This is a genomic window from Acetobacterium paludosum, from assembly GCF_008086595.1.
Classification (GTDB): domain Bacteria; phylum Bacillota; class Clostridia; order Eubacteriales; family Eubacteriaceae; genus Acetobacterium; species Acetobacterium paludosum.
Window position 1 is genome coordinate 1 of sequence record NZ_RXYA01000019.1, and the last position, 23822, is coordinate 23822.

20 protein-coding genes are annotated in these 23822 nt (G+C 38.9%); 14 read left to right on the forward strand and 6 right to left on the reverse strand.

Features of this window, described 5'->3' with window-relative positions; translation table 11 throughout:
* On the forward strand, positions 1-341 hold a 341-nt coding region (locus tag FZC41_RS16310), incomplete at its 5' end, for an EF-Tu C-terminal domain-related protein (protein WP_479715003.1).
* A 275-nt stretch (positions 342-616) separates the two neighbouring features.
* Complete coding sequence (locus tag FZC41_RS16315; protein ID WP_148568520.1) at positions 617-877, forward strand: hypothetical protein; 261 nt, start codon at positions 617-619, stop codon at positions 875-877.
* Between the two features lie 117 nt (positions 878-994).
* On the opposite strand, the gene FZC41_RS16320 is transcribed toward FZC41_RS16315, so the two are convergent.
* The gene (locus FZC41_RS16320) at positions 995-1651 is read right to left on the reverse strand and encodes a TetR/AcrR family transcriptional regulator (RefSeq protein ID WP_148568521.1); all 657 of its coding nucleotides are present in this window, start codon (positions 1649-1651) and stop codon (positions 995-997) included.
* 270 nt (positions 1652-1921) lie between these two features.
* Here FZC41_RS16320 and FZC41_RS16325 point away from each other — a divergent pair, with 270 nt between their 5' ends.
* The 5 genes from FZC41_RS16325 to FZC41_RS16345 all read left to right on the forward strand — a co-directional run bounded on the left by FZC41_RS16325 (position 1922) and on the right by FZC41_RS16345 (position 7665).
* Complete coding sequence (locus tag FZC41_RS16325; RefSeq protein ID WP_148568522.1) at positions 1922-3316, forward strand: MFS transporter; 1395 nt, start codon at positions 1922-1924, stop codon at positions 3314-3316.
* 284 nt (positions 3317-3600) lie between these two features.
* Positions 3601-4581, forward strand: a complete 981-nt coding sequence (locus FZC41_RS16330) for a uroporphyrinogen decarboxylase family protein (RefSeq protein WP_148568523.1) — start codon at positions 3601-3603, stop codon at positions 4579-4581.
* Between the two features lie 71 nt (positions 4582-4652).
* A complete protein-coding gene (locus tag FZC41_RS16335) occupies positions 4653-5456 on the forward strand; it encodes a methyltetrahydrofolate cobalamin methyltransferase (protein ID WP_148568524.1) in 804 nt (267 codons plus the stop codon).
* Positions 5457-5521: 65 nt separating this feature from the next.
* Entirely contained in the window at positions 5522-6148 is a 627-nt protein-coding gene (locus FZC41_RS16340) for a corrinoid protein (protein WP_148568525.1), read from the forward strand.
* A gap of 167 nt (positions 6149-6315) precedes the next feature.
* Positions 6316-7665, forward strand: coding sequence for an MFS transporter (locus tag FZC41_RS16345; protein ID WP_148568526.1), 1350 nt, complete (start codon positions 6316-6318; stop codon positions 7663-7665).
* A gap of 160 nt (positions 7666-7825) precedes the next feature.
* On the opposite strand, the gene asrC is transcribed toward FZC41_RS16345, so the two are convergent.
* The 5 genes from asrC to FZC41_RS16370 form a co-directional block, all read right to left on the reverse strand.
* The gene (asrC, locus tag FZC41_RS16350; protein WP_148568527.1) at positions 7826-8794 is read right to left on the reverse strand and encodes a sulfite reductase subunit C; all 969 of its coding nucleotides are present in this window, start codon (positions 8792-8794) and stop codon (positions 7826-7828) included.
* A gap of 11 nt (positions 8795-8805) precedes the next feature.
* Positions 8806-9603 carry an anaerobic sulfite reductase subunit AsrB gene (asrB, locus tag FZC41_RS16355; protein WP_148568528.1) on the reverse strand — a complete coding sequence of 266 codons (798 nt, stop codon included), beginning with the start codon at positions 9601-9603 and terminating at the stop codon, positions 8806-8808.
* Positions 9600-10604 carry an anaerobic sulfite reductase subunit AsrA gene (gene asrA / locus FZC41_RS16360; RefSeq protein WP_148568529.1) on the reverse strand — a complete coding sequence of 335 codons (1005 nt, stop codon included), beginning with the start codon at positions 10602-10604 and terminating at the stop codon, positions 9600-9602. The genes asrB and asrA overlap by 4 nt, the downstream gene beginning before the upstream one ends.
* 139 nt (positions 10605-10743) lie before the next feature.
* On the reverse strand, positions 10744-11802 hold the full coding sequence (locus FZC41_RS16365; protein ID WP_170254040.1) for an asparaginase domain-containing protein: 1059 nt from the start codon (positions 11800-11802) through the stop codon (positions 10744-10746).
* 211 nt (positions 11803-12013) lie between these two features.
* Positions 12014-13819: an ASKHA domain-containing protein gene (locus tag FZC41_RS16370; RefSeq protein WP_148568531.1), complete on the reverse strand. Its 1806-nt coding sequence runs from the start codon at positions 13817-13819 to the stop codon at positions 12014-12016.
* 261 nt (positions 13820-14080) lie between these two features.
* Between FZC41_RS16370 and FZC41_RS16375 the strand changes: the two genes are divergently transcribed.
* The 7 genes from FZC41_RS16375 to FZC41_RS16405 all read left to right on the forward strand — a co-directional run bounded on the left by FZC41_RS16375 (position 14081) and on the right by FZC41_RS16405 (position 23812).
* Positions 14081-14890 (forward strand): methyltetrahydrofolate cobalamin methyltransferase, encoded by an 810-nt coding sequence (locus FZC41_RS16375; RefSeq protein ID WP_148568532.1) that lies wholly within the window; start codon positions 14081-14083, stop codon positions 14888-14890.
* A 480-nt stretch (positions 14891-15370) separates the two neighbouring features.
* On the forward strand, positions 15371-17050 hold the full coding sequence (locus tag FZC41_RS16380; protein WP_148568533.1) for a formate--tetrahydrofolate ligase: 1680 nt from the start codon (positions 15371-15373) through the stop codon (positions 17048-17050).
* Positions 17051-17804: 754 nt separating this feature from the next.
* A complete protein-coding gene (locus FZC41_RS16385) occupies positions 17805-19484 on the forward strand; it encodes a formate--tetrahydrofolate ligase (protein WP_148568545.1) in 1680 nt (559 codons plus the stop codon).
* A gap of 105 nt (positions 19485-19589) precedes the next feature.
* A complete protein-coding gene (locus tag FZC41_RS16390; RefSeq protein WP_148568534.1) occupies positions 19590-20249 on the forward strand; it encodes a cyclodeaminase/cyclohydrolase family protein in 660 nt (219 codons plus the stop codon).
* Between the two features lie 45 nt (positions 20250-20294).
* Complete coding sequence (locus FZC41_RS16395; RefSeq protein ID WP_148568535.1) at positions 20295-21200, forward strand: bifunctional 5,10-methylenetetrahydrofolate dehydrogenase/5,10-methenyltetrahydrofolate cyclohydrolase; 906 nt, start codon at positions 20295-20297, stop codon at positions 21198-21200.
* A 28-nt stretch (positions 21201-21228) separates the two neighbouring features.
* Positions 21229-23193: an electron transport complex subunit RsxC gene (gene rsxC / locus FZC41_RS16400; protein ID WP_148568536.1), complete on the forward strand. Its 1965-nt coding sequence runs from the start codon at positions 21229-21231 to the stop codon at positions 23191-23193.
* A 1-nt stretch (position 23194) separates the two neighbouring features.
* Entirely contained in the window at positions 23195-23812 is a 618-nt protein-coding gene (locus FZC41_RS16405; protein ID WP_148568537.1) for a methylenetetrahydrofolate reductase C-terminal domain-containing protein, read from the forward strand.
* Positions 23813-23822: the final 10 nt, after the last annotated feature.

The following is a 23822-nucleotide window of genomic DNA, read 5'->3' on the forward strand; positions in this document are numbered from 1 at the left end:
ACCGGACCCAAATCGAACGTGGTCAGGTATTAGCAAAACCAGGTTCCATTCATCCTCATACTCACTTCACATCAGAAGTATATGTGCTAACCAAAGAAGAAGGCGGACGTCATACTCCATTCTTTGACGGATACAGACCACAGTTTTACTTCAGAACAACCGATGTAACAGGTGTCATCAAATTGCCGGATGGCGTGGAAATGGTCATGCCAGGAGATAACGTTCAAATGGAAATCACCTTGATTACACCAATCGCGATTGAAGAAGGCTTACGTTTCGCTATTCGTGAAGGCGGAAGAACAGTTGGATCCGGAGTCGTTGCGAAAATTATCGTAGACTAAGGCTGACTCCAATTTTTTAAAAAATTGGCAGTGACTTTGAAGTGTTAGCGGACGAACGTTAACAGAATTAAACTAAAAAAAGTTTGGATAAATATTAAACTGTGTTGTTCGATCAGTTCTTCAACATAAGGTAGAAAAATCATTTTATAGACAAATTAATTTTAACCGTCTCTCTCAGAGAGACGGTTTTTTGTGTAAACAATGCCAAACGAGTACTTGTGCTTTATATTTGTGATATAATACACTATCAATATATTGATAGAGGAGAAAAACAAGTGAAAAAATATATTACCGTAACAATAGGAGATAAGGTCGAATCTGTAGGAAATGATTATAATAAAGGGTTTAGAAAATGTAATATAAAAGAACTCGCACAGGAAATCGAAGATGTTTGTAATAATTACGATGAAAAGGCATATGATGTCATTTCAATTATACCAATTATTCAAGGCCAGCATGTGGGATTGTCCAATGATACTGCTTGGGCAAACAGTGTCACTGAGGGTGTGATTATCACATTTAAAGCACAACAATAAGCGGAACATATAAAAAATTGCATTATTCTTTAATCGGCCTAGAGTTTTATGACAATTTCAATGGTTTTGTACAAATAAAAAAAGGTCTTTCAGGAAATAATCCCTGAAAGACCTTTTTTAAATGAGAAGTTTTATTTTTGAAAAATCATGGTTGCGAAAAAACATCAATGCTTCATAACTAACCTTGAAAATTGATTTTTCTGGGATGCCAAAACAGCGAGCTGTGTTGGTAATCGTCAGAATTGAAAAATCTTCTACGGGCATTTTTATTTTGCCTTCGCAAAAGTACCGGGTTAGTGTTCGTCGTGCCCCAAAATCAGCGATCAATAGAGCATCATATTCAATGGGACGAATTCGCAGGTGATAATCTCTTAAAAATTCATGATAAATTAGATTGATATCTTCGAATATATATTGATATAAGGAATCACTAATGGTAATTTCATAATAAAAATTTTTGACTTTGGGATCGGTGAGGAGATAGTGATACCAGACCATCGTTAAATAAAAATGTCTCTCAAATGAATTGATGGATTTGTAACCATAAAGATTTTCTCGTATAGCATCACCGATTGAATTCAAATAATCTTCAAAAATCTGAGCAACAAAGGTATCTTTGGTCGCAAAATGGTAAGTCATCGAACCTAATGTGGTACCGGAATGATCAGCAATTTGTTGAATCGTAGTGGTATTATAGCCCTGATGGTAAAAAAGCTCTTTAGCACTTTTATATATGCGTTCTTTAGTCATTTCGCCTTTTGTCATTTTTCGCATTAGAAATCTCCTTAAAATATAGTGAACTAAATAAAGTTTACCATTAATTAGAAAAAGAAACAAGAAAAAAAATAACATATATAATTACTAAAAAAATAGTAAATAATACAATATTTAATGAATAAATGCTTGACATATTTCGTGTAAAGGGTTACTATTTAGTAAGTCGTTGTAATATTACTGATTGAACAAAAAAATGACGAAAATTGCTAAAATAAAATAGCCGGAAATTTTATTATTAGTAAAAAGAAAATTTAAGGAGGCTCTTTTATGGAAAAAAAACCCTTAAGTACAGGGCTTAAGACATTCTTTGGTGTTGGAGATCTTGGTTTTACTCTGATGTCAAATGTTGAAGTGTTTTATTTTGCATATTTCTTGACCAACATTGCAAAATTTGATTTGGGAACAACGGCAATTATTATGACCTTAACAAGTACAATAGATATGGTATTGTCACCTTTCTATGGTGGATTTATTGATGCACTTAAACCAATGAAATGGGGAAAATACAGATCGTGGTTGTTAGTCATACCACCGGTCGTCGTGGTTCTCTATACATTGATGTTTACGGTTATTGGCACTGGAATAGTACCAATTGTCATCATCTGTGTAGCATTCATTACTTCACACATTGCTTGGAACTTCTCGTACGTTGCTAATATAGCATTAATACCAACAATTTCGACTTCACCAGAAGATCGAACACAATTATCCGCAACACGAGGCGCTTATGCAAATGTTGGGAAAATTATTTTCTCAGCAATGGGATTAACTACTATTTTATGGGTTGGCGGTGCAGTTGGAAATCCAATACTCGGATTCACTATTTCGGCATTCGTAATGGCTTTAGTTTACTGGATTGGCTATTTCATCCACTTCAAACTGACAGATGGATATGAAGAAACACACGAAGAAGCAGCTGTAAACACGAAGGTTGCTCAGAAAGATAAAATATCCATTGGCGATATGTTTAGATCATTGGTTCAGAACCCGCATTTGTTAGTATTACTTTTAGCAGATGTAGCGCGTTGGACAGTTAACTTTGTTTGTGCAGGTTCGGCAGTATACTTCTTTACCTACGTAGCAAACGATGTCGCAATGTTTACCGTTTACTTGTTGGTTGCAAATATTATGGCGGTAATTGGCTCATATTTAAGTAAATATGTTGCCGCAAAATTGTCAACAAGAACAGCTGCTCTGATTGGCTGCTACGGTTTAGGCGTATTCCTAATCGGCTGTCAATTCGTTGTTGCTAATATCATGCTTGTCCTAATTGTCCTTTCATGTGCTCAGTTCTTCTTAGGATTCCTTTACGCATTGATGGTTGCGTTATATGGCGATGCATCAATTTACAGTGAATGGAAAACAGGAAAAGCAGCATCAAGCTGGGTTATGGGATTATCGAATTTACCATTGAAACTTGCCATCTTCATCAAAGGTTTAATCATTCCAGCAATGCTGGCCGCCTGCGGATTTGTTGCAAAAATGGATCCCGCTACGGCAACACCGGAATTGAAAGCTGGTATTACGAATTTATTCTGTACAATCCCAGGTTGCACGGTTCTTGTTGGTGCGGTTCTGTTAACATTTGGATACCGTTTAACGAAAGAAAAAGTGACACAATACCAGACAGAAATAGATGCAAGAAATAAGATAACTGAATAATAACAAAATTTATTATTTGCGGGTTAACCGTCATTAAAAAAGTGCTTGTACTTATTTAATAACTGCACCCAAAAGCCAAAGAGAGACACTGTGTGTTTCTCTTTGGCTGTTAATCTGCATTCCTGTATCTTTACTACATCATAAGATGCCTGATTAAAATAAGATAATTGCGTCTTATGATGTAGTGAAGATTAAGGAAAATGCTGGATTAAAACACATCACACCATAAATCGCACACTAAATAGCAGATAAAATTTATATCTAACACAAGGAGGTAAAATTATATGTTAACCATTAAAGAAAATTTAAAAGAAGTCATGACTGGTGGAAAACCGGATCGTTTTGTCAAACAATATGAATTTCTACAAATGATTATGAGCGTACCATCTGGTCGAGTAAAACCAGTAATGGGTGAGGAAGTAGTTAATGAATGGGGTGTTACCATCCGTTGGCCAGAAGGACAAATTGCTGCATTCCCAGTGCATGATGCGGAACATATTTTATTAAAAGATGTTACTGAATGGAAAGAATATGTTAAAGCTCCGAGCTTGGTTCGACCAGAAGGAGCCTGGGATCAGGCTATTGCCGACGTAAAGGCTACAGATCGAGACAATAAATATATCGGAGTTTTTTACGCTCCAGGATTATTTGAAATGACGCATTATCTGATGGGCATGGAGAATGCATTAATGAGTTTTTACGAAGAACCTGAAGCGATGCATGAATTGATCGATTATTTGACACAGTATGAAATGGATTATGCAAAAGAGATGGTTGATCATCTGCATCCTGATGCGATTTTACATCATGATGACTGGGGCAGTCAGATTTCTACTTTCCTTTCTCCAGCTATGTTTGAAGAATTCTTTTTAGAATCCTACAAAAAAATCTATGGCTTTTACAAAGCTAACGGCGTTGAGCTAATTGTTCATCACAGCGACAGTTTTGCTGCAACATTGGTACCCAACATGATCGAAATGGGAGTCGATATCTGGCAGGGCGTTATGAATACAAACAATATTCCTGAAATGATCAAACAATACGGCGGAAAGATTACCTTTATGGGGGGAATCCACAGCGGTATCATCGATCATCCTGACTGGTCACAAGAACAGATAGCAGCTGAAGTCAAAAGAACATGTGAAGAAAACGGAAAACTTTATTTCATTCCAAGTTCATGTCAGGGATTGCCAGGAAGTTCATTCCCAGGCGTTTATGAAGCTACCGATGTTGAAATTGACAAAATGACCAAGAAACTATTCTAGATACAAAAAGTATTTGAGAATCCATGCTTTGAAAGAGCGGTAAAAATTAATATTCAGAGGAGAGACAAAAATTGATTATTATTGGAGAAAAAATTAACGGCGCCATTCCTTCCACCGCGAAGGCGATTGCGGCAAAAGATGCCGAATTCATTAAAAATCTGGCAATCAAACAGGCCGAAGCCGGTGCCGATTTTATTGATGTCTGTGCGTCAGTGGATGACGCCATCGAATTGGAAACCATGAAATGGCTGATTGACATCGTTCAGGACGCAACGGATGTGCCGATCGCAGTGGACAGCCCCAATGTCTATACCTGTATCGAATCCATGAAATACTGTAACAAACCGGGCTTGTTCAACTCCGTATCGCTGGAAGGCGACAAGGTTGATGTAGCATTTAAAGTCATTGCCGATACCAAATGGGAATGCGTGGCGCTGTTAAACAGCGACAAGGGCATTCCCAAAACAGCCAAAGACCGGCTTGATGTATTTGCCGATTTGATGGTGAAATGCAAAGAATATAAGATTGATCCATCCCGGATGCACATCGATCCACTCATTGAAATGCTCTGCACTTCGGAAGAAGGCATCAGCATGGTCACGGAAGTTATCGGAGAAATCAAATCTCAGTATCCGACTATCCATGTCACTGGTGCGGTCAGCAATATTTCCTTCAATTTACCCGCCCGAAAAATCGTCAACCAGGCTTTTGCCGTACTGGCGATGAACGCCGGAATGGACAGCTTTATCCTGGATCCGCTGAATCAGGATCTGATGGGGATGCTGTTTGCCACCGAAGCGCTGCTGGGCGAAGACGACTACTGTATGGAATATATCGGTGCCTATCGCGAAGGAATTTTCGGTCAGAAAAAATAATGTTAATACTTAACTACACACATCGTTGAGAAATAATCATTAAAAGAAAAATAGGAGAAAACAAAATGTCGAAAATTGAAGATGTAAAAGCACTGGTGGAAGCCGGTAAATCAAAGAAAATTGCTGCAGCGGTACAAGAAGCACTAGATGCCGGAGATAAAGCGCAGGATATCCTGGATGCCATGGTTGCATCCATGAGTGTCGTCGGAGATAAGTTCTCAGCCGGAGAAATCTTCGTACCGGAAATGCTGATTGCCGCCAAATCAATGTCCAAAGGGGTTGAAGTACTGAAACCCGTGATGGCTGGCGATACCTCAAACTCATTGGGAACCTGCATCATGGGAACCGTTGCCGGAGATCTGCACGATATCGGTAAAAACCTGGTTGTGATGATGCTGGAAAGCGCTGGTTTTGACATGGTCGATTTAGGTGTCGACGTAGCGGCTGAAAAATTTGTACAGGCAGTCAAGGATAATGACAATGTTGTCCTGGTAGCCTGTTCAGGTCTGTTAACCACCACTATGCCGGCTTTAAAAGAAGCGGTCAAAACCGTTAAAGCCGCCTTCCCTGATATGAAAGTCATTGTTGGCGGCGCACCGGTCACCCCGGAATACGCAGCTGAAATTGGTGCCGATGGCTATGCGCCTGATGCCGGCAGTGCTGCTGTGAAAGCAAAAGAATTAGTCGCTTAAATTTACTGTCAACCAACCTAAAGACAAGACCAATTATTAAACGGTATGTGCCTCACAACCAGATGAAATAATTGGTCTTGTCTTGCAGTCGGATAGGAAATATATTATAAAATCAGTTATTTTTTGAAAAAATTAATCAGTATTTGCTCTGAAAAGGAGACAACGCAATGAATAATTTTAGTATATCCCAAGTAATGGATTCCCTTGGAGTTAACAAATTTACCTGGAAAATATTTTTCTTGCTGGGGTTAGCGATGGTATTTGATGGTTATGATTATATGATTGTATCCTATACAATGCCACAAATAGCTGCGGAATGGGGATTAAGTGCAATCGCAAAAGGGAGCTTATCTTCCTGGAGTCTTATCGGTTTGATCTTAGGCGGTGCCCTCGCAGGCATTATTTCTGACAAAATAGGAAGACGGAAAACGTTAATGTTCGCGATTGCAATGTATTCCCTCATGAATATCCCAATTTGTTTTTCAAACAGTTTTGAGATGTTTGCAATCTTCCGGGTTTTGGCAGGGATTGGATTGGGAGCCTGTATTCCGGTTGTAACCACCACTTATTCGGAATCGACGCCAACAAAAAAACGAGCTATTTTTATTACGTTTGGGATGGCATGGATGATTGTTGGTTGGGTGCTTGCGGGCCTGGTAGCGGCTGCGATTGTTCCGGTATTTGGATGGCGGCTTTGTTATTTGATTGGCGGTATCCCATTAGTTTATTCGATTTTACTGTATTTTAAAATGCCGGAGTCCGCCTATTGGCTGGCGAACAAAGGATATCGAGAAGAAGCGGTCAAAGCGCTTCAAAATATTGAACGCATTGCCACAGGAAAATCAACGGATTGGGATCCAAAGGCGTTAATCGTACCGAAACCACCTAAGCAATCTGGCCCGAAAGCTCTTTTTTCAAAAAAATATATTCGAATTACGGCCGGTATTTGGATTATGTATTTTTGCGGCTGTTTTATTGTTTACGGTATCAATGCCTGGCTGCCTTCGTTGATGTTGGAAAAGGGTTTAACACTGACTTCTGCTTATGGATTGGCAATCGCTCAAAATGCAGCAGCGATTATAGCGAATTGCTCAACTGGTTTTGTCGCTGAAGCAGTTGGCCGAAAAAAGAATCTCATCATTTCATTTGGTGTTGCGGCAATTTCTGATATTATCATGGCTACCGTCGGCGGTGGCTTTGGTGCAATCCTGGCGGCCTGTATTTTCCTGGGCTTTGCAGTCAACTATTCGATTACAGCAGTGCAGCCTCTAATGGCAGAAGCATACCCGACAGAATTCAGAAACACTGGGGTCTCATGGTGCCATGCCTTTGGTCGAATAGGTGGGGCATGTGCGCCGATCGTTGCCGGCGTAATTATTGAAATGGGACTAGGCTACGCCGTATCGTTTTTGTTTTATATTATTCCCGCAGTGCTGGGCTTATTGGCTGCGGTGTTCCTGGTAAAAAAAGAAACCAAAGGAAAATCCCTGGATGAGCTTGCGGTTGGAAATAGTTGAATATACTAACATAAAATATTGAAGCCATGATACTGATTTGGCCAGGTAGCACAATGTTTCTGATTTCTTTTCTAATAATTAAATTTCAAGATATAAAATAAGGCTTTTGCCAATAACTGGTTTGTTATTGGCAAAAGCCTCTTTAATTTAGAAAGCGTATTTAATCATAATGTGGTCCACCCCAATAGACAGGGCCTTTTACAATAGTTTTCTCATCAAATTCAACGCCATCTAATGCCCGTTTTTCGAATTCTTTAAAGCCGACGCGGTCAATAATATATCCGATATGTTCTTTGCCGCCGGGAGCAGTGGTATCAATATATTCTTTAACAAACTTATAGGTGTTTTTAACAATTTTAATAATAGCCGCTTCATCGGTCCAGACCAGATAATCTTCTGCCAGACGGGGATTCCGTTTCCCGGTTCGTCCCATGATGACCAGACGATAGTATTTTTTTGTGCTGCGAGTCCAGGCTCGAGTGGGGCAATTAATAACACATTCACCACAACCAACACATTTTGCAGCATCACGGACAATTTTGTAATTTTCTACTGATAGAGCATCAACCGATTTTTTCTTGCACGCTTTGACGCAGGCTTGACAATTCACACAGCGGTCCTTATCGTACTGGGGTTCGGTCATTCCGATGATACCGAAGTCATGCATCCGAGTTTTGATGCAATCATTGGCGCATCCGGTAAAGGCCACTTTAAAATGCAAGTCGTTGGGAAAGATTTCCTTTTCCATTTTCTTTGCAAAATCAGTGGTATTATAATTCGCAAACGGACAGGTATTGCTTCCAATACAGGCGGAGACGTTTCTAGTTCCAGAAGCAGTATAGCCTTTTCCGGGAATGGCCTGGTTAATTTCCAGCTGGTCAATGATGGGTTGAAGGAGCGTGTTTACAGCATCCATATCTTCGTACCGAATGCCCGGAATTTCAAAACCCTGACGAGTGGTTAGATGAATACGTCCATTTCCATAAGTTTCGGCAATTTCCTGAATTTTAGGAAGTAAATCGGCTGTCAGCAAGCCTCCGGGAATGCGTATTCTTGATGCTGTTTCCCCGCGAACTTTCGTTATCCGGTAGGCATTCTTCTTTATCTTTTTCGTATTGAGATCTAACATAAATATTCCTCCTAATCCTTTAAAAATTTTCCCTTGGTATAATTAAAAACAGGTCCATCAAGACAGATATAAGTGTCATCAATTTTACAATGACCGCATTTTCCGATGCCACAGCACATTTTCCGTTCTTGAGAAATCCAAATATTTGCTTCTTTGAATCCTTTTTTAAGCAGTTCATCAATAGTACACTTCATCATCATTGGCGGACCGACAACAATTCCAATCGCATCATCGATATTTTTGACAGGAATGGACGAGATATACTCGGTAACCATGCCAGATTTGCCGCAGTAGCCGTCAATCGGAGTATCAACAGTTAGAATAACATTGAGATTCTTTTTCCATTTTTCGAAATCGGCTTTAAACAAAACATCATTAGGCGATTTAAATCCGGCAACAAGGGTAAATCCTTTTGTTTCTTTTGGATGAGCCGAAAAATAATCGGCTATCCCTTTAACCGGAGAGAGTCCGGTGCCGCCGGCAATCAATATAATTTCTTTATCGATATAGTTGTCAATGGAGAAGCCGTTTCCGTAAGGACCACGAAGGAAAAGCGAATCGCCGACATAGTTTTCAAAAATTTCGTCGGTAACCTTGCCGACACGGCGGATTGTCAAATCGACGGTGTCTTCAGCAATGCCGCTGATGGATATCGGTGCTTCGCCGAATTTTGGCAAGGACACCTCAAAAAATTGACCGGGTTTGGCATCGCCGGAAAAAGTCATACGAAAAGTATATTCGATATCGGTATGTTTAATAACCTCTTTTATTTCAGATAAAAAAGGAGTATAGGGATTTGTCGTTGTCATCGGTTTTCCTCCTTAACGAGAGCATTAACTTTGTTGATACAATTTGAAAAGGAAATATATTCTGGACAAATATCGTCGCAGCGGCCGCAGCCAGTGCACATTTGGGTATCAAATCGTTTTTTATAATCGCTTATTTTATGCATGACTTTAAAACGCATTCGCTGTCCTTTGTTTTCTCGAAAAGCATGTCCTCCGGCAACATCAGTGTAACCATCGACCTGACAGGAGGCCCAAACACGACGGCGTTCTCCGGCTTTTCCATTATCGGAATAGAAAAGATCCTGCATCGTAAAACAAGTGCACGTCGGACAGACAAAGTTGCAACGGCCACAGGCGATGCACCTGGTGGTGTAATCATCCCATAAGGTCGAATCAAAAACGGATTGAGGAATTGATTCCGGAATTTCAACGCTGATCTTATTGATACTGACTGAATCAGGGACAACAGTAAATGGTTGAGAATTCGCCAGGGCTTGATCGAGAAGATTCCAGTGACTGTCAATCAAGACATCTTCGGCAGTCACTTTAATATAAGCATCATAATTAGTGCTCAGATTGGTGCCCATGGATACACAAAAACAATTTTCAAAGGTGTTTTCGCATCCCATTAAAATGAAATGAGTATGATCCCGGAGGCGCTTGTAGTAGGGATCGACCGGGCCATTCTTAAGATAGATGGTATCTAAGCGATTAAGACTGTGAAGATCACAACTCCGTAAAAATACAATGGCTTCTTTTGGAGGGGGATCGGATTCCTTTATAACGGCTTCGGTGAAATAAAAAAGTGTTTCTGAAATAGGTAAGAGAACCTCCTTAAATGAATAGTCGGATTTTTCGCTGAATTCAATTTCTTCTAAAGTGGAAATTTCTCCATAACGGATACAATCAGTATCGGCAAAGGTCCCGCCGCCAACAAAACGTTTTGGTGCATAAATGGTATAATTTTCTAATAAATCAGTAAACAGTGTGTTCATCTTTGTTTTATTAATTTGATAGCCCATACATTATTTCTCCTTTTTTATTATTGTTTGTTCATTATATCCGACAGACAAAAAAAGGAATGTGACATTTGTCACATTCCTATAAAAGATAGGGTAAATTTTTTAACAATAATGAATGAAAATCCATTATTGAAGGATTTTATATTACATAGCCATTTTCTGGAGTCACTCGCACAAATTCATAAAAAAACTCATGTTGCATGTAGGCCTGCGGCGAATATTCGTTTTGATTGTAAGCAAAGTTTAGTTTTGTTAACGCCGCTTCAAATGAGATATTTTCCAGAGGAATGCCACCGGCTTTTATGAGTTGATGACAGGAGGCGTAAAGATCACCGCTAATATTTTTATAAGAGATCAGATAATGATCAACCTGTGGATTGTTTTTTATAAAATCGGTGAGGGCAGTGCCGTTTTCTCCTAATACATTACCGCTGCCACAATGATATTGGGAATGAAGCACGGCGCGTATCGGTCGATTTTTCAAATCAATGCACAGATAGTTAAGACCGGGATAAGCCCGAAGAGCGAGTATTTCATTTCGAAATTCTTTTATACAGGGAACATCATCCAAAGTTGGGTTGTAGAGTTTGAGCATGGTCGGATTCTGAGGAGAAGGTGTACTGCAAAGCCCGCGCGAGTCGAAAATCCCTAGCGGCTCCCCAAAACTGGTAAAATCATCTTTAAGCCAGTCAGCCTCCAGTAAACGAGAAGCCAGGTGGACATAGGTTTTATGATCACTATTTTCATAAATGGTATAAAAGCCGGGAAGCCGTAAATTGCAAATGAAATCGACGCCGGCTGAAAAATTTGCGAGAGCATTACTGTTTGTCTCACCAATGGCAAAGTTTGCAGCGACTAATAAGATGGGGATCGAAGGACTATCAATACCGTAGCACAGGGCGGCGCCGGTATAGGGAAGAGTATCAGATCCATGCGCAATGATAACGCCAGTATAGTTTTTGAGATTATAAGATTGAAGTGTTTTTATGATCTGAAGCCAGTGTTTTGGTTCAGCATTTTCACTAAGCATATTATAAGGACGGAACACCTCGAAATCGACTGTAGGTTTGCCAAGGCTTTTATAAATTGAAAATAAATCATTGCTGCGACTTGAATCCACGTCAATACAGCCATTATTTATTGCACTGCCAATGGTTCCTCCGGTTAGCAGGATGAGAATTTTAGGTATTGTTTCCATAGTTGATTGTCCTTTCAGCATTTTGAATAATTATAGCATCATTTGATTTAGAAGGGAAACATAAAAAAATGTCCGAAGTTGCTGTTTATCGTTTGATATTCGTCGAGATCAATACCCAAAGAGTGATTGATCTCATGAATGACAATGATAATGGCAAGAACGGACAGAGCGAAAGATTAAACCAAAATGTACAAGTATAAATTACTTATGATCAAGATTCTATATCTATTACATTATGACCAAGGGTGGTGTTTCCCATGTAGGTTCTTGAAAAATTAGGATCTGTGGCTAGTTCTATATGGGTTGTGACTTTAGGAATTTGTTCACAGCGTTTAGCCTCATCCTGAGAGAGCAGGAAAAGCTGTGCACCGGTACCGGCACCATTGCCGATGGAACGAATCGGAACGCCTTCAAATTTTGGCAGAAGTCCGATGAATTGGGCGTTTTCCACATCGATGTAGTTGCCAAAAGCACCGGCAATGACAATTTCTGCGAGATCATGACTTTGAATACCGAAATTTTGAATTAAGAGACAACAGCCGGTATAAATAGCTGCTTTAGCCAACTGAACCTGACGGATATCCTTTTGGGTGATAACCATCTCTTTTCCGTTAGGGTTGTCTTCTTGGAACATAATAACAAAGTAACGCTGCCCGTTTTCATCAATTTTAAATCGGTTTTTTAATGGATGAGCATCAAGGGCCTGATCTTTAATAAAATTGCCGCGATCATAAATAAGGCCTTCTCTAAAAAGCAGGGCAATGGCATCAATAATTCCTGAGCCGCAAAAACCTAGCGGAGGAGCGTTGCCGATCACTTGACAGTGAATTTCGTTATTAACCATGGCGACTTTTTCGATAGCCCCAGTGGTGCCACGCATACCCATATGGATACCGGCACCTTCCAGGGCCGGACCGCAGGCAGTGGAGGCAACAAAATATTTATGATGGTTACCTACGGCAATTTCGCCATTGGTTCCTAAGTCGATCATTAATCGATACGAATCATCCTTTGGAAGACCTAATAAGACCGCGGTGGTATCGGCTCCGACAAAACCACCCAATAGAGGAAGAAAAGTGATGCGTCCCAAAGGATTCATGTTGATATTGAGATCAGAAGCAGTAAGGATCACGGCATCTTTGGATATTCCGGTAAAAGGTGAAAGACCTAAATTAATGGGATTGATTCCTAAGAAAAGATGAGACATGGTACTGTTGCCGCAAAAGACGCAATCATAAACACTTTCAAGGGAAATCTTAGATTCATATAACAGGTTTGATAAAATATTGTTAACGGTTTCTAAAATGGAATTTTGAAGTTCTTTTAGATTGCTTAGTGATTGAGATGCATAATCAATTCGACTGATAACATCTCCGCCAAAAGAAATCTGTTTATTAAGGGAGGAATATTGATTGACAAGTACTCCGGTGGTTAAATTATAAAGATATCCGACGACTGAAGTTGTCCCGATATCGAAGGCAACACCGTAGGCTTTAAATTCAGAATCAGTTGGGATCATATCGATGATCTCATTATTAAATAAGACAAAATTCATTAACGTGTTTTCTTTGGAATGGAAAACACTGGGGCATTTTTGTAAAACTTTTAGGGCTGAAATCGTGACCGGCAGATCAAGGACTCTTCGGATAGTTTCAAGATCATAGGAACACATCTCGGTTTTCAGCTCGGAAAACGGAATCGTGATTACTTTAATTTTGGGGTTAAAGCAAAGCTCGTCGTTATCTGACGTCTCAAGAATTTGGGATAAAGCCGCTTCTTTGGAGATAAGAATCTCGATATTGTTTGAAACATTATGTTGGCAACTTAAAACTTCAGAGACTAAGCCATTCTCGCGCACAGTAACGAGGCATTTTTTGCATGTTCCTTTTCCTCCGCAAACGAGATTTTGCGGGAATCCAACTAAACTACAAGCTTCAGCAACAGTTATTCCAGCTTCAACGGTTATATTTTTGTCCAGTAAAGGAAATGAAACTTGAATGTTTTTCAATGATGACATAAAATTGTCCTTTCTTACTTAAATATTCGGATAAATAACCAATATATTATCGTTATCCGCTAAATGTTACCCATATTATACCCTTAACAAAGAGCATTTTCAAGAAGCTAGAAATAAATAGAACCGCTTCCTGAAAAATATTGACAAAAAAAGAAGAAAATGGTAATCTGATAATGCCTTTGTGTATACATGTAAAACAAGTACATACAATAATTCTATTTTAACTTAAATGAAATCGATACCAAATTAGGAGGCCCATCAATGATCATTATTGGAGAAAAAATTAATGGAACGATTCCTGCTGTTAAGGAAGCGATTGAAAATAGGGATGCAGCATTCATTGCAGATCGTGCGGTAAAGCAGGCAGCAGCAGGAGCAGACTTTATTGATGTTTGTGCAAGCACAGCGCCTGAGATTGAAATTGAAACGTTGAAATGGTTAATGGATGTCATTCAGGATGCAACGGATACTCCACTTAGTATTGATAGTCCGAATCCACGTGTGATAGAAGCTGTATTCAAATATGCTAATAAACCGGGGATACTCAATTCAATTTCAGAAGAAGGTGATAAATGTGAAGTTCTGTTACCTCTTATGGAAGGAAACACTTGGGAAGTTGTCGGTCTTACCTGCAATGATCGAGGCATTCCTAACGATGTTCAAACGAAAGTTGATATTACTAAAACGATGGTTGAAAAAGCGTCAAAATACGGAGTTGCACCTGATCGTATTCATATTGATCCCTGTGTAATGGCTTTATCAACTGAAAATAATTCGTTTCTAAATTTAGCTCAGGAAATTAGAGAGATCAGAGCATTATATCCAACGATTCATGTAACCGGAGCGGTTAGCAATATTTCGTTTGGTTTACCGGTACGTGCTTTAATGAATAAAACATTCATCGCATATGCAATTCAGGCAGGTATGGATTCAGCCGTGATGGATCCGCTTAACAGAGACATGATGGGAACAATTTTTGCCGCATATGCACTTCTTGGAAATGATAAGTATTGTAGAAAATATAGTAAGGCATTCAGACAGGGGATAATTGGGCCGATTAAGAATGAATAGTAATTTAATAATTGAAACAGGGCTTTTGCAAACAAAAAAAGAGTTTTGCTAAAGTCATTTTTTTATTGTGGAGTATATAAGGAATTTATAGTAAAAGATTTAACATAAAACAGAGGATATTACTTTATTTCGCCAGATATAGTGAAAATAAGCGAAAAACATCAAAAAAAAGACGCTAATTCATAAATTTACGAAATATACGATTTAAACAGTATAAAGAATAATTATTTAGATGTTATCAATATAAAATCTAATAAAAATATTAAAATGAATTAAATTACTATATACGGATAAAATTTATACAAAGGATTAAAAGTAGAGTAAAATATTGTTCTAAATATTGATGTAAACCTTGTAAATTTACATAATATCAAGAAATATTATAGTAAAAAATTGTCTTATATTATATTTGTTTTTTCTTGTAAAATCAGCTATCATATAGGTATGTTAAAAATTTATCAAAGTATTGGAGGAAATGATATGGGTTTAAAATCAGACATTGAGATTGCACAAGAGGCTACACCACAGGATATTCGTGTGATTGCAGCTAAATTGGGTCTAACAGAAGATGACTTGGATTTATACGGAAAATATAAAGCAAAGGTTGATTATAATCTGTTAAAAAAGGATACCGGCAAAAAAACAGCACGTTTAATTCTTACAACAGCTATTAATCCGACACCAGCAGGTGAAGGAAAAACCACAACAACAATTGGTGTTGCAGATGGGTTGGCAAAATTGGGAAAAAATGTCCTGGTTGCTTTGAGAGAACCATCTCTTGGACCAGTATTTGGTGTTAAAGGCGGAGCAGCTGGCGGCGGATACGCTCAGGTTGTACCAATGGAAGATATTAACCTTCATTTTACCGGCGATTTCCACGCTATCGGAGCAGCTAACAATTTATTAGCCGCAATGATGGATAATCATATTAAACAAGGTAATGAATTAAGAATAGATCCTAAGAAAATCACATGGAGACGCTGCGTTGACATGAATGACCGTCAATTAAGAAACATCGTTGATGGTTTAGGCGGATCAGGCGATGGCTTCTGTCGTGAAGATGGATTTGACATTACGGTTGCATCTGAAGTAATGGCAGCATTTTGTTTAGCTTCTAATATCGTTGATTTAAAAGAACGATGCGGACGAATAATTGTTGGCTATAATTTTGATGGAGATCCTGTAACAGCAGCAGAATTACAAGCACAAGGCGCAATGGCAGCTTTACTTAAAGATGCTTTGAAACCAAACCTGGTACAAACATTAGAAGGAACACCAGCATTCATTCATGGCGGACCTTTTGCAAATATCGCTCATGGCTGTAACTCTGTAATTGCTACCCGTATGGCAATGCACTTTGCTGACTATGTCGTAACAGAAGGCGGATTCGGTGCTGACCTTGGAGCTGAGAAATTCCTGGATATTAAATGTAGAATGGCTAAGCTGAAACCAGACGCAGTAATCATTGTAGCAACGGTTCGTGCACTTAAATACAACGGTGGCGTGGCAAAAGCTGATTTAAATGAAGAAAACCTGGTAGCATTAAAAGCAGGTTTGCCAAACTTACTAAAACATGTTGAAAATATTACTCAGGTATTTAAATTGCCAGCAGTTGTAGCGATCAACGAATTCCCACTGGATACACCAGCAGAACTAGCATTAGTTAAAGAAGAATGTCAGAAACTAGGCGTTAATGTTGCCCTTTCTCAAGTATGGGCAAAAGGTGGAGAAGGCGGAAAAGAATTAGCTAAAGAAGTCGTTCGTTTAATTGATGAAAGCGAAGGAACTTTTGAATATAGTTATGAGCTTGATGTGCCGATCAAAGATAAGATTAATGCAATTGCAACTAAAATTTATGGAGCAGACGGCGTAGACTATACTCCTGAAGCAGAAAAACAGATTATAAATTTAACCAAACTTGGCTTTGATAAAGTGCCAATTTGTATGGCTAAAACACAATATTCTTTAACCGATGATGCGACAAAATTAGGCCGACCAACTGGATTCAGAATCACAGTTCGAGCAGCTAATATCTCAGCTGGTGCTGGATTTATCGTAGCATTAACAGGCGAAATCATGAAAATGCCGGGACTTCCAAAACGTCCAGCAGCAGAAAAAATCGATGTTGATGAAAATGGCGTAATTTCTGGATTGTTCTAAAAATAAACAATAACATAAGTGGACCGGTGATATTCCATACAGGGAATATCACCGGTCTTTTTTTTACTCTTTGAGTTTTATGAAAACAATAGAAAGAAGAAAAGATAAAATATCGACAAATAATCGATGCATGAATGGACATGCGAGCTTGAAATATGGCGATAAAATACTCATTAAGACTTTGTTTGAGATTTAACAAACAATGGAAGAAAATAAATTGCTATTAAATAGAAAAATATTGACATTCAAACAAAAAAATGATAATCTGTATTTAAGATGTATATACAAGTAAATAGAAGGATAGCTGCAATAAAAAAACACATTCTTTTTAGGTATTATGTATATAAATTGAAGAGATTGAGGGTGGTTGTTTGTAAGAAGGATAATAAGCAAGTCTGGAAAGTAATGCGTCACCGAGATTCAAACAAAACAAATGGGAAAAATGATAATCTTACGAAATGAAACATTTAGCTTAAAAAACGAGGACATTGTATCAATTTAATTAACAATAACGCAATACAACAACATAATATGGAATCAAAGTAATATATGCAGGTGAAGCTGCTAAATATTTCACTTGACTTTACTTAGTAGAGTAAAATATTGTACGGAATATTGGTATACACCCCATAAATGTAAACGTTATTCGGCTTTTAATAGTAAAAAATTGTCTTATGTTATATTTGATTTTTCTTGTAAAATCAGCTATCATATAGATATGTTAAAAATTTATCAAAGTATTGGAGGAAATGATATGGGTTTAAAATCAGACATTGAGATTGCACAAGAGGCTACACCACAGGATATTCGTGTGATTGCAGCTAAATTGGGTCTAACAGAAGATGACTTGGATTTATACGGAAAATATAAAGCAAAGGTTGATTATAATCTGTTAAAAAAGGATACCGGCAAAAAAACAGCACGTTTAATTCTTACAACAGCTATTAATCCGACACCAGCAGGTGAAGGAAAAACCACAACAACAATTGGTGTTGCAGATGGTTTGGCAAAATTGGGAAAAAATGTCCTGGTTGCTTTGAGAGAACCATCTCTTGGACCAGTATTTGGTGTTAAAGGCGGAGCAGCTGGCGGCGGATACGCTCAGGTTGTACCAATGGAAGATATTAACCTTCATTTTACCGGCGATTTCCACGCTATCGGAGCAGCTAACAATTTATTAGCCGCAATGATGGATAATCATATTAAACAAGGTAATGAATTAAGAATAGATCCTAAGAAAATCACATGGAGACGCTGCGTTGACATGAATGACCGTCAATTAAGAAACATCGTTGATGGTTTAGGCGGATCAGGCGATGGCTTCTGTCGTGAAGATGGATTTGACATTACGGTTGCATCTGAAGTAATGGCAGCATTTTGTTTAGCTTCTAATATCGTTGATTTAAAAGAACGATGCGGACGAATAATTGTTGGCTATAATTTTGATGGAGATCCTGTAACAGCAGCAGAATTACAAGCACAAGGCGCAATGGCAGCTTTACTTAAAGATGCTTTGAAACCAAACCTGGTACAAACATTAGAAGGAACACCAGCATTCATTCATGGCGGACCTTTTGCAAATATCGCTCATGGCTGTAACTCTGTAATTGCTACCCGTATGGCAATGCACTTTGCTGACTATGTCGTAACAGAAGGCGGATTCGGTGCTGACCTTGGAGCTGAGAAATTCCTGGATATTAAATGTAGAATGGCTAAGCTGAAACCAGACGCAGTAATCATTGTAGCAACGGTTCGTGCACTTAAATACAACGGTGGCGTGGCAAAAGCTGATTTAAATGAAGAAAACCTGGTAGCATTAAAAGCAGGTTTGCCAAACTTACTAAAACATGTTGAAAATATTACTCAGGTATTTAAATTGCCAGCAGTTGTAGCGACCAACGAAATCCCACTGGATACACCAGCAGAATTAGCATTAGTTAAAGAAGAATGTCAGAAACTAGGCGTTAATGTTGCCCTTTCTCAAGTATGGGCAAAAGGTGGAGAAGGCGGAAAAGAATTAGCTAAAGAAGTCGTTCGTTTAATTGATGAAAGCGAAGGAACTTTTGAATATAGTTATGAGCTTGATGTGCCGATCAAAGATAAGATTAATGCAATTGCAACTAAAATTTATGGAGCAGACGGCGTAGACTATACTCCTGAAGCAGAAAAACAGATTATAAATTTAACCAAACTTGGCTTTGATAAAGTGCCAATTTGTATGGCTAAAACACAATATTCTTTAACCGATGATGCGACAAAATTAGGCCGACCAACTGGATTCAGAATCACAGTTCGAGCAGCTAATATCTCAGCTGGTGCTGGATTTATCGTAGCATTAACAGGCGAAATCATGAAAATGCCGGGACTTCCAAAACGTCCAGCAGCAGAAAAAATCGATGTTGATGAAAACGGCGTAATTTCTGGATTGTTCTAAAAATAAACAATAACATAAATTGATCGAGGAGGTTCCCTTCAGGGGGGATCTCTTGGTCCGTTTGTTTGTTAAACTTTATACAAATGATGAAAGTGGAGTTAGCGAATGGAATTTGATGTAGTAGGAACTGAGACCGAATCTATCTCAGCGAAAAAATGTACTGAATTTGTTGAAGTCCTGTACAGCAAAGCTGCTGTTCCAGGCGGTGGTGGTGCAGCCGCTTTAGTCGGTGCGATCGGAACGGCTTTGGCTGGGATGGTTTGTAACTTGACCACTGGAAAGAAAAAATATGCAGAATATGAAGAAGATATCCAACGTATTTTAAAAGAAGCACAGGTACTTCAGGATCGTTTATTAGCAATGATTGATGAAGATGCAAAAAACTTCTTGCCGCTTTCAAAAGCTTATGGCCTCCCAAAAGAAACGGAAGAAGAAAAAGCTTATAAAGCAAAAACTTTGGAAGAATGCACCAAGGTTGCGTGTAGTATTCCACTCGAAATCGTTGAGGTATGTTACAAAGCAGTATTGTTGCAGGAAGAATTAGTCGGAAAAGGTTCAGCTTTGGCCATTAGTGATGTAGCTTGCGGCGTTCAATGTTTAAGAGCTGGGATGATCAGTGGCTGGGTAAACGTTTTAATCAATATTAAAACAATTAAAGATCAAGATTATGTAGCCGATGTTAATAACAGAATAAAGCCAATGTTAACCAAAGGCGTTGAAATCTGTGATCGCGTTTATGCAGAAGTTGAAAAACAACTTTCATAAATAAAGTAATAGTAAAAATTTTGAATTAAGAGGAGTATTGTAATTATGACAGCAAAATTATTAAGTGGAAAAGAAGTTAGTGAATCCATACTGGCGGAAGTACTTAAAGATGCCAATGAATTAAAGAATAAAGGCATTACAGTAAAAATGGCAATTATGCGTGTTGGAGAAGATCCAGGTTCTATTTCTTATGAAAAAAGTATCATCACAAGAATGGGAAAATCTAATATTGAAGTTGAATCTGTTCAATTTCCAATCGATGTAACAGAAGCTGATTTTATCGCAAAACTTCAATCAATTAATGAAGATAAAAACACGCATTCAGTTTTAATCTTCCAGCCACTTCCTGAACAAATCGATGCCGAAAAAATCAAATATCTTTTAAGTCCAGAAAAAGATCCTGATGCACTTAATCCTACAAACCTGGGAAAATTAATGATCGCAGACGAAAAAGGATTCTTCCCATGTACAGCAGAAGGTGTTATGGAAATGTTTAAATTCTATAAGATTGATGTTAAAGGCAAAGATGTCGTTATTATCAACAACTCAAATGTATTGGGTAAGCCACTGGCAATTATGCTGACAAATGAATTTGCTACGGTAACAATCTGTCATGTATTTACAAAAGATACGGCTGCATACACAAGAAAAGCAGATATTGTTGTAACCGCATGCGGTATTTATGGTTTGGTTAAAGCCGATATGTTAAATGAAAATTCTATTCTGATTGATGTAGCTATGTCTCAGATGAAAGATGCAAATAAAGAATTTGTATTAAATGCAGAAGGCAAGAAAATCCGTGCCGGAGATGCTCACGTAGACTGTTTAGACAAAGCGGCAATGATTACTTCGGCAACGCCTGGATGTGGTGGCGGAACAGGACCTATCACAACGGCATTATTGGCTGCACATGTTATTAAAGCATGTAAAATGCAAAACGGATTACTATAAATTCAGAAAAAAAACAGGAGGTATATAATTGGAAGATTACACGAAGTTTAAACTGAAAAGAAGGGAAGAGCTTGATGCAGTTCTGGCAGACAAGGATGATTTGTTTGTTGTTGCCTGCAACAAATGCTTTAAGGAACTCGATAGTTTTGACGAACCGGAGTGCGGACTGTTTGAAGCGATTGCCAAGGAACAGGGCAAAAATATTGTCGGCTCTGCAAAAATCGATTTTTTGTGCAATGAACCGTTGACATCAAAGAGTTTTCAAGGGGTTCTTTCCCCAGAAACCAAAAATGTGTTTGTTAATTCATGTGGCTTGGGCATTCAGACAATTGCAGGATTGACGGAACTTCCTGTGTATGCTGGATGCGACACCATTGCTGTTGATGGCCAACATGGAATGGCATTAACAGAAACGTTATGCGATGCATGTGGCCAGTGTTATCTGAACATGACCGGAGGAATATGTCCAGTCGTGGATTGTTCAAAAAGTTTGTTGAATGGTCAATGCGGCGGCGCTAAAAATGGTAAATGTGAAGTAGACAAGGAAATGGATTGCGGATGGCAGCTCATCTATGAACGATTGGAAAAACAGGGACGATTGGAAGAATTGTTAAACAAGCCTGTGGAACTTCGGGATTATTCCAAAGTAAATCATAAGTTCATCAGTGAATATGTGAAATCTGTTCGCGAAGAACGGTATGAAGGTTACTATGGTGGAATCCATCCAACCGAATACAAAGAGTTGAGTGAACATATTTCACTGGTGCCTTTCCCTAATCCACTAAATGTCGTTATTCCAATGTCACAGCATGCCGGTGCACCGGCTGAACCCATCGTAGAAGTTGGACAGCAGGTAAAAATGGGTCAGAAAATTGCTGCCGCCAAAGGGCCGATAAGCAGTAACATTCATGCCAGTATCAGCGGTACTATTGTAGCCATCGAACCACGGTTGCATCCGGTTAGCGGAATGCAATCATTAGCGATTGTCATTCAATCGGACGGTAAAAACACACTCGACGAGTCTGTTAAACCAGCCGGAGTACTGGATAACCTCTCACCAGATGAAATCATCGAAATTGTTCGAGAAAAAGGAATTGTTGGTATGGGTGGAGCAGGATTCCCAACCGCAGTCAAACTAAAATCGCCTAAACCGATTGAACTGGTATTACTCAACGGCTGTGAATGTGAACCGATTCTAACCGCTGATCACCGGGTTCTTTTGGAGTATGCAGATGATGTGATTTATGGTTTAAAAGCTATGATGAAAGCGTCGGGAGCACCAAAAGGTGTAATCGCAATTGAAGATAACAAACAGGATGCTGTCGAATTGCTGCAGGCAAAAACAGCTGATTTACCAAACATTGAGATTGTCGTTGCCAAAACGAAATACCCACAGGGCGCTGAAAAGATGCTCATCAAACGGGTAATGGGCAAACAAGTGCCAAGTGGCGGTCTGCCAATGGATGTCGGCGCAATCGTATGTAACGTGAGCACCGCCAAAGCCATTTCTGATGCGATCCAGATAGGAATGCCGCTGATTGAGCGGGTAGTGACTGTCAGTGGTGCACGGTTGAACAAGCCAGGCAATTATTTAGTGAAGATCGGTACCTCGGTCAAGGAAATCATCAACCATTGCGGTGATGTAAATGACGATGATGTGACCATTAAAATAGGCGGCCCAATGATGGGATTCAAGCAGGAAAACCTCAATGTTCCGATGCTGAAGTGTTCCAATGGCATTATCGCCATCGAACCGATTGTCAAAGAAGCCGTAGAATGTATCAAGTGCGGACGTTGCGCAGATGTCTGCCCAATGGAACTTCGTCCATTATATTTCACCAAATACGCACTGTCCGAAGACTGGGAAGGCATGAAAGCACAAAATGCGATGGATTGCATTGAATGTGGATGCTGTGAATATATCTGTTCATCAAAAATTCCAATTGTTGAGCGAATCAAAATTGGAAAAACTGCCATAAGGGAGGGTAAATAACATGCTGATTACCCAACTAAAATCAAAAGAAACAATTGAATCATTAGCTGAAGGAAAAATTGTGATCATAAATTGTCACGGATGCAAAGAGGTCTATTTCGCGGAACATGAAGCAGACGAACTGCAAAAAGAACTATCAGCCAGCAAAGAAGTAACTAAGATCATAACAACCGATTATATCTGTAATCCGGATAATCTAAAACTGCAATTGAAAAAACACATGGACGTAATCAATGCGGCAGATACCATCCTGGTATTCTCCTGTGGCGTTGGGATACAGACCGTTGCCGATCAATTCCAGGAAAAAAGAGTATACTCCTGTTGTGATACCTATAAATTACCAGGATTTCAGGGAGTAACTGCACTGAATGTTGATTGCGGACAGTGCGGAGAATGCTACCTGAATGGTACCGGAGGAATTTGTCCGATTACCGCATGTTCAAAAAGTTTGATTAACGGCCAGTGTGGCGGTGCCAAAAATGGTATGTGTGAAGTTGACAAGGACATGGAATGCGGATGGGAACGAATTTACCGAAAATTGGAAAAGATGAATAAACTGGAAAACATGAAATATGATGCGCCCAAAGTACGCAACTTCGGAATTTCAAAAGAAAAATAACCAATAATTT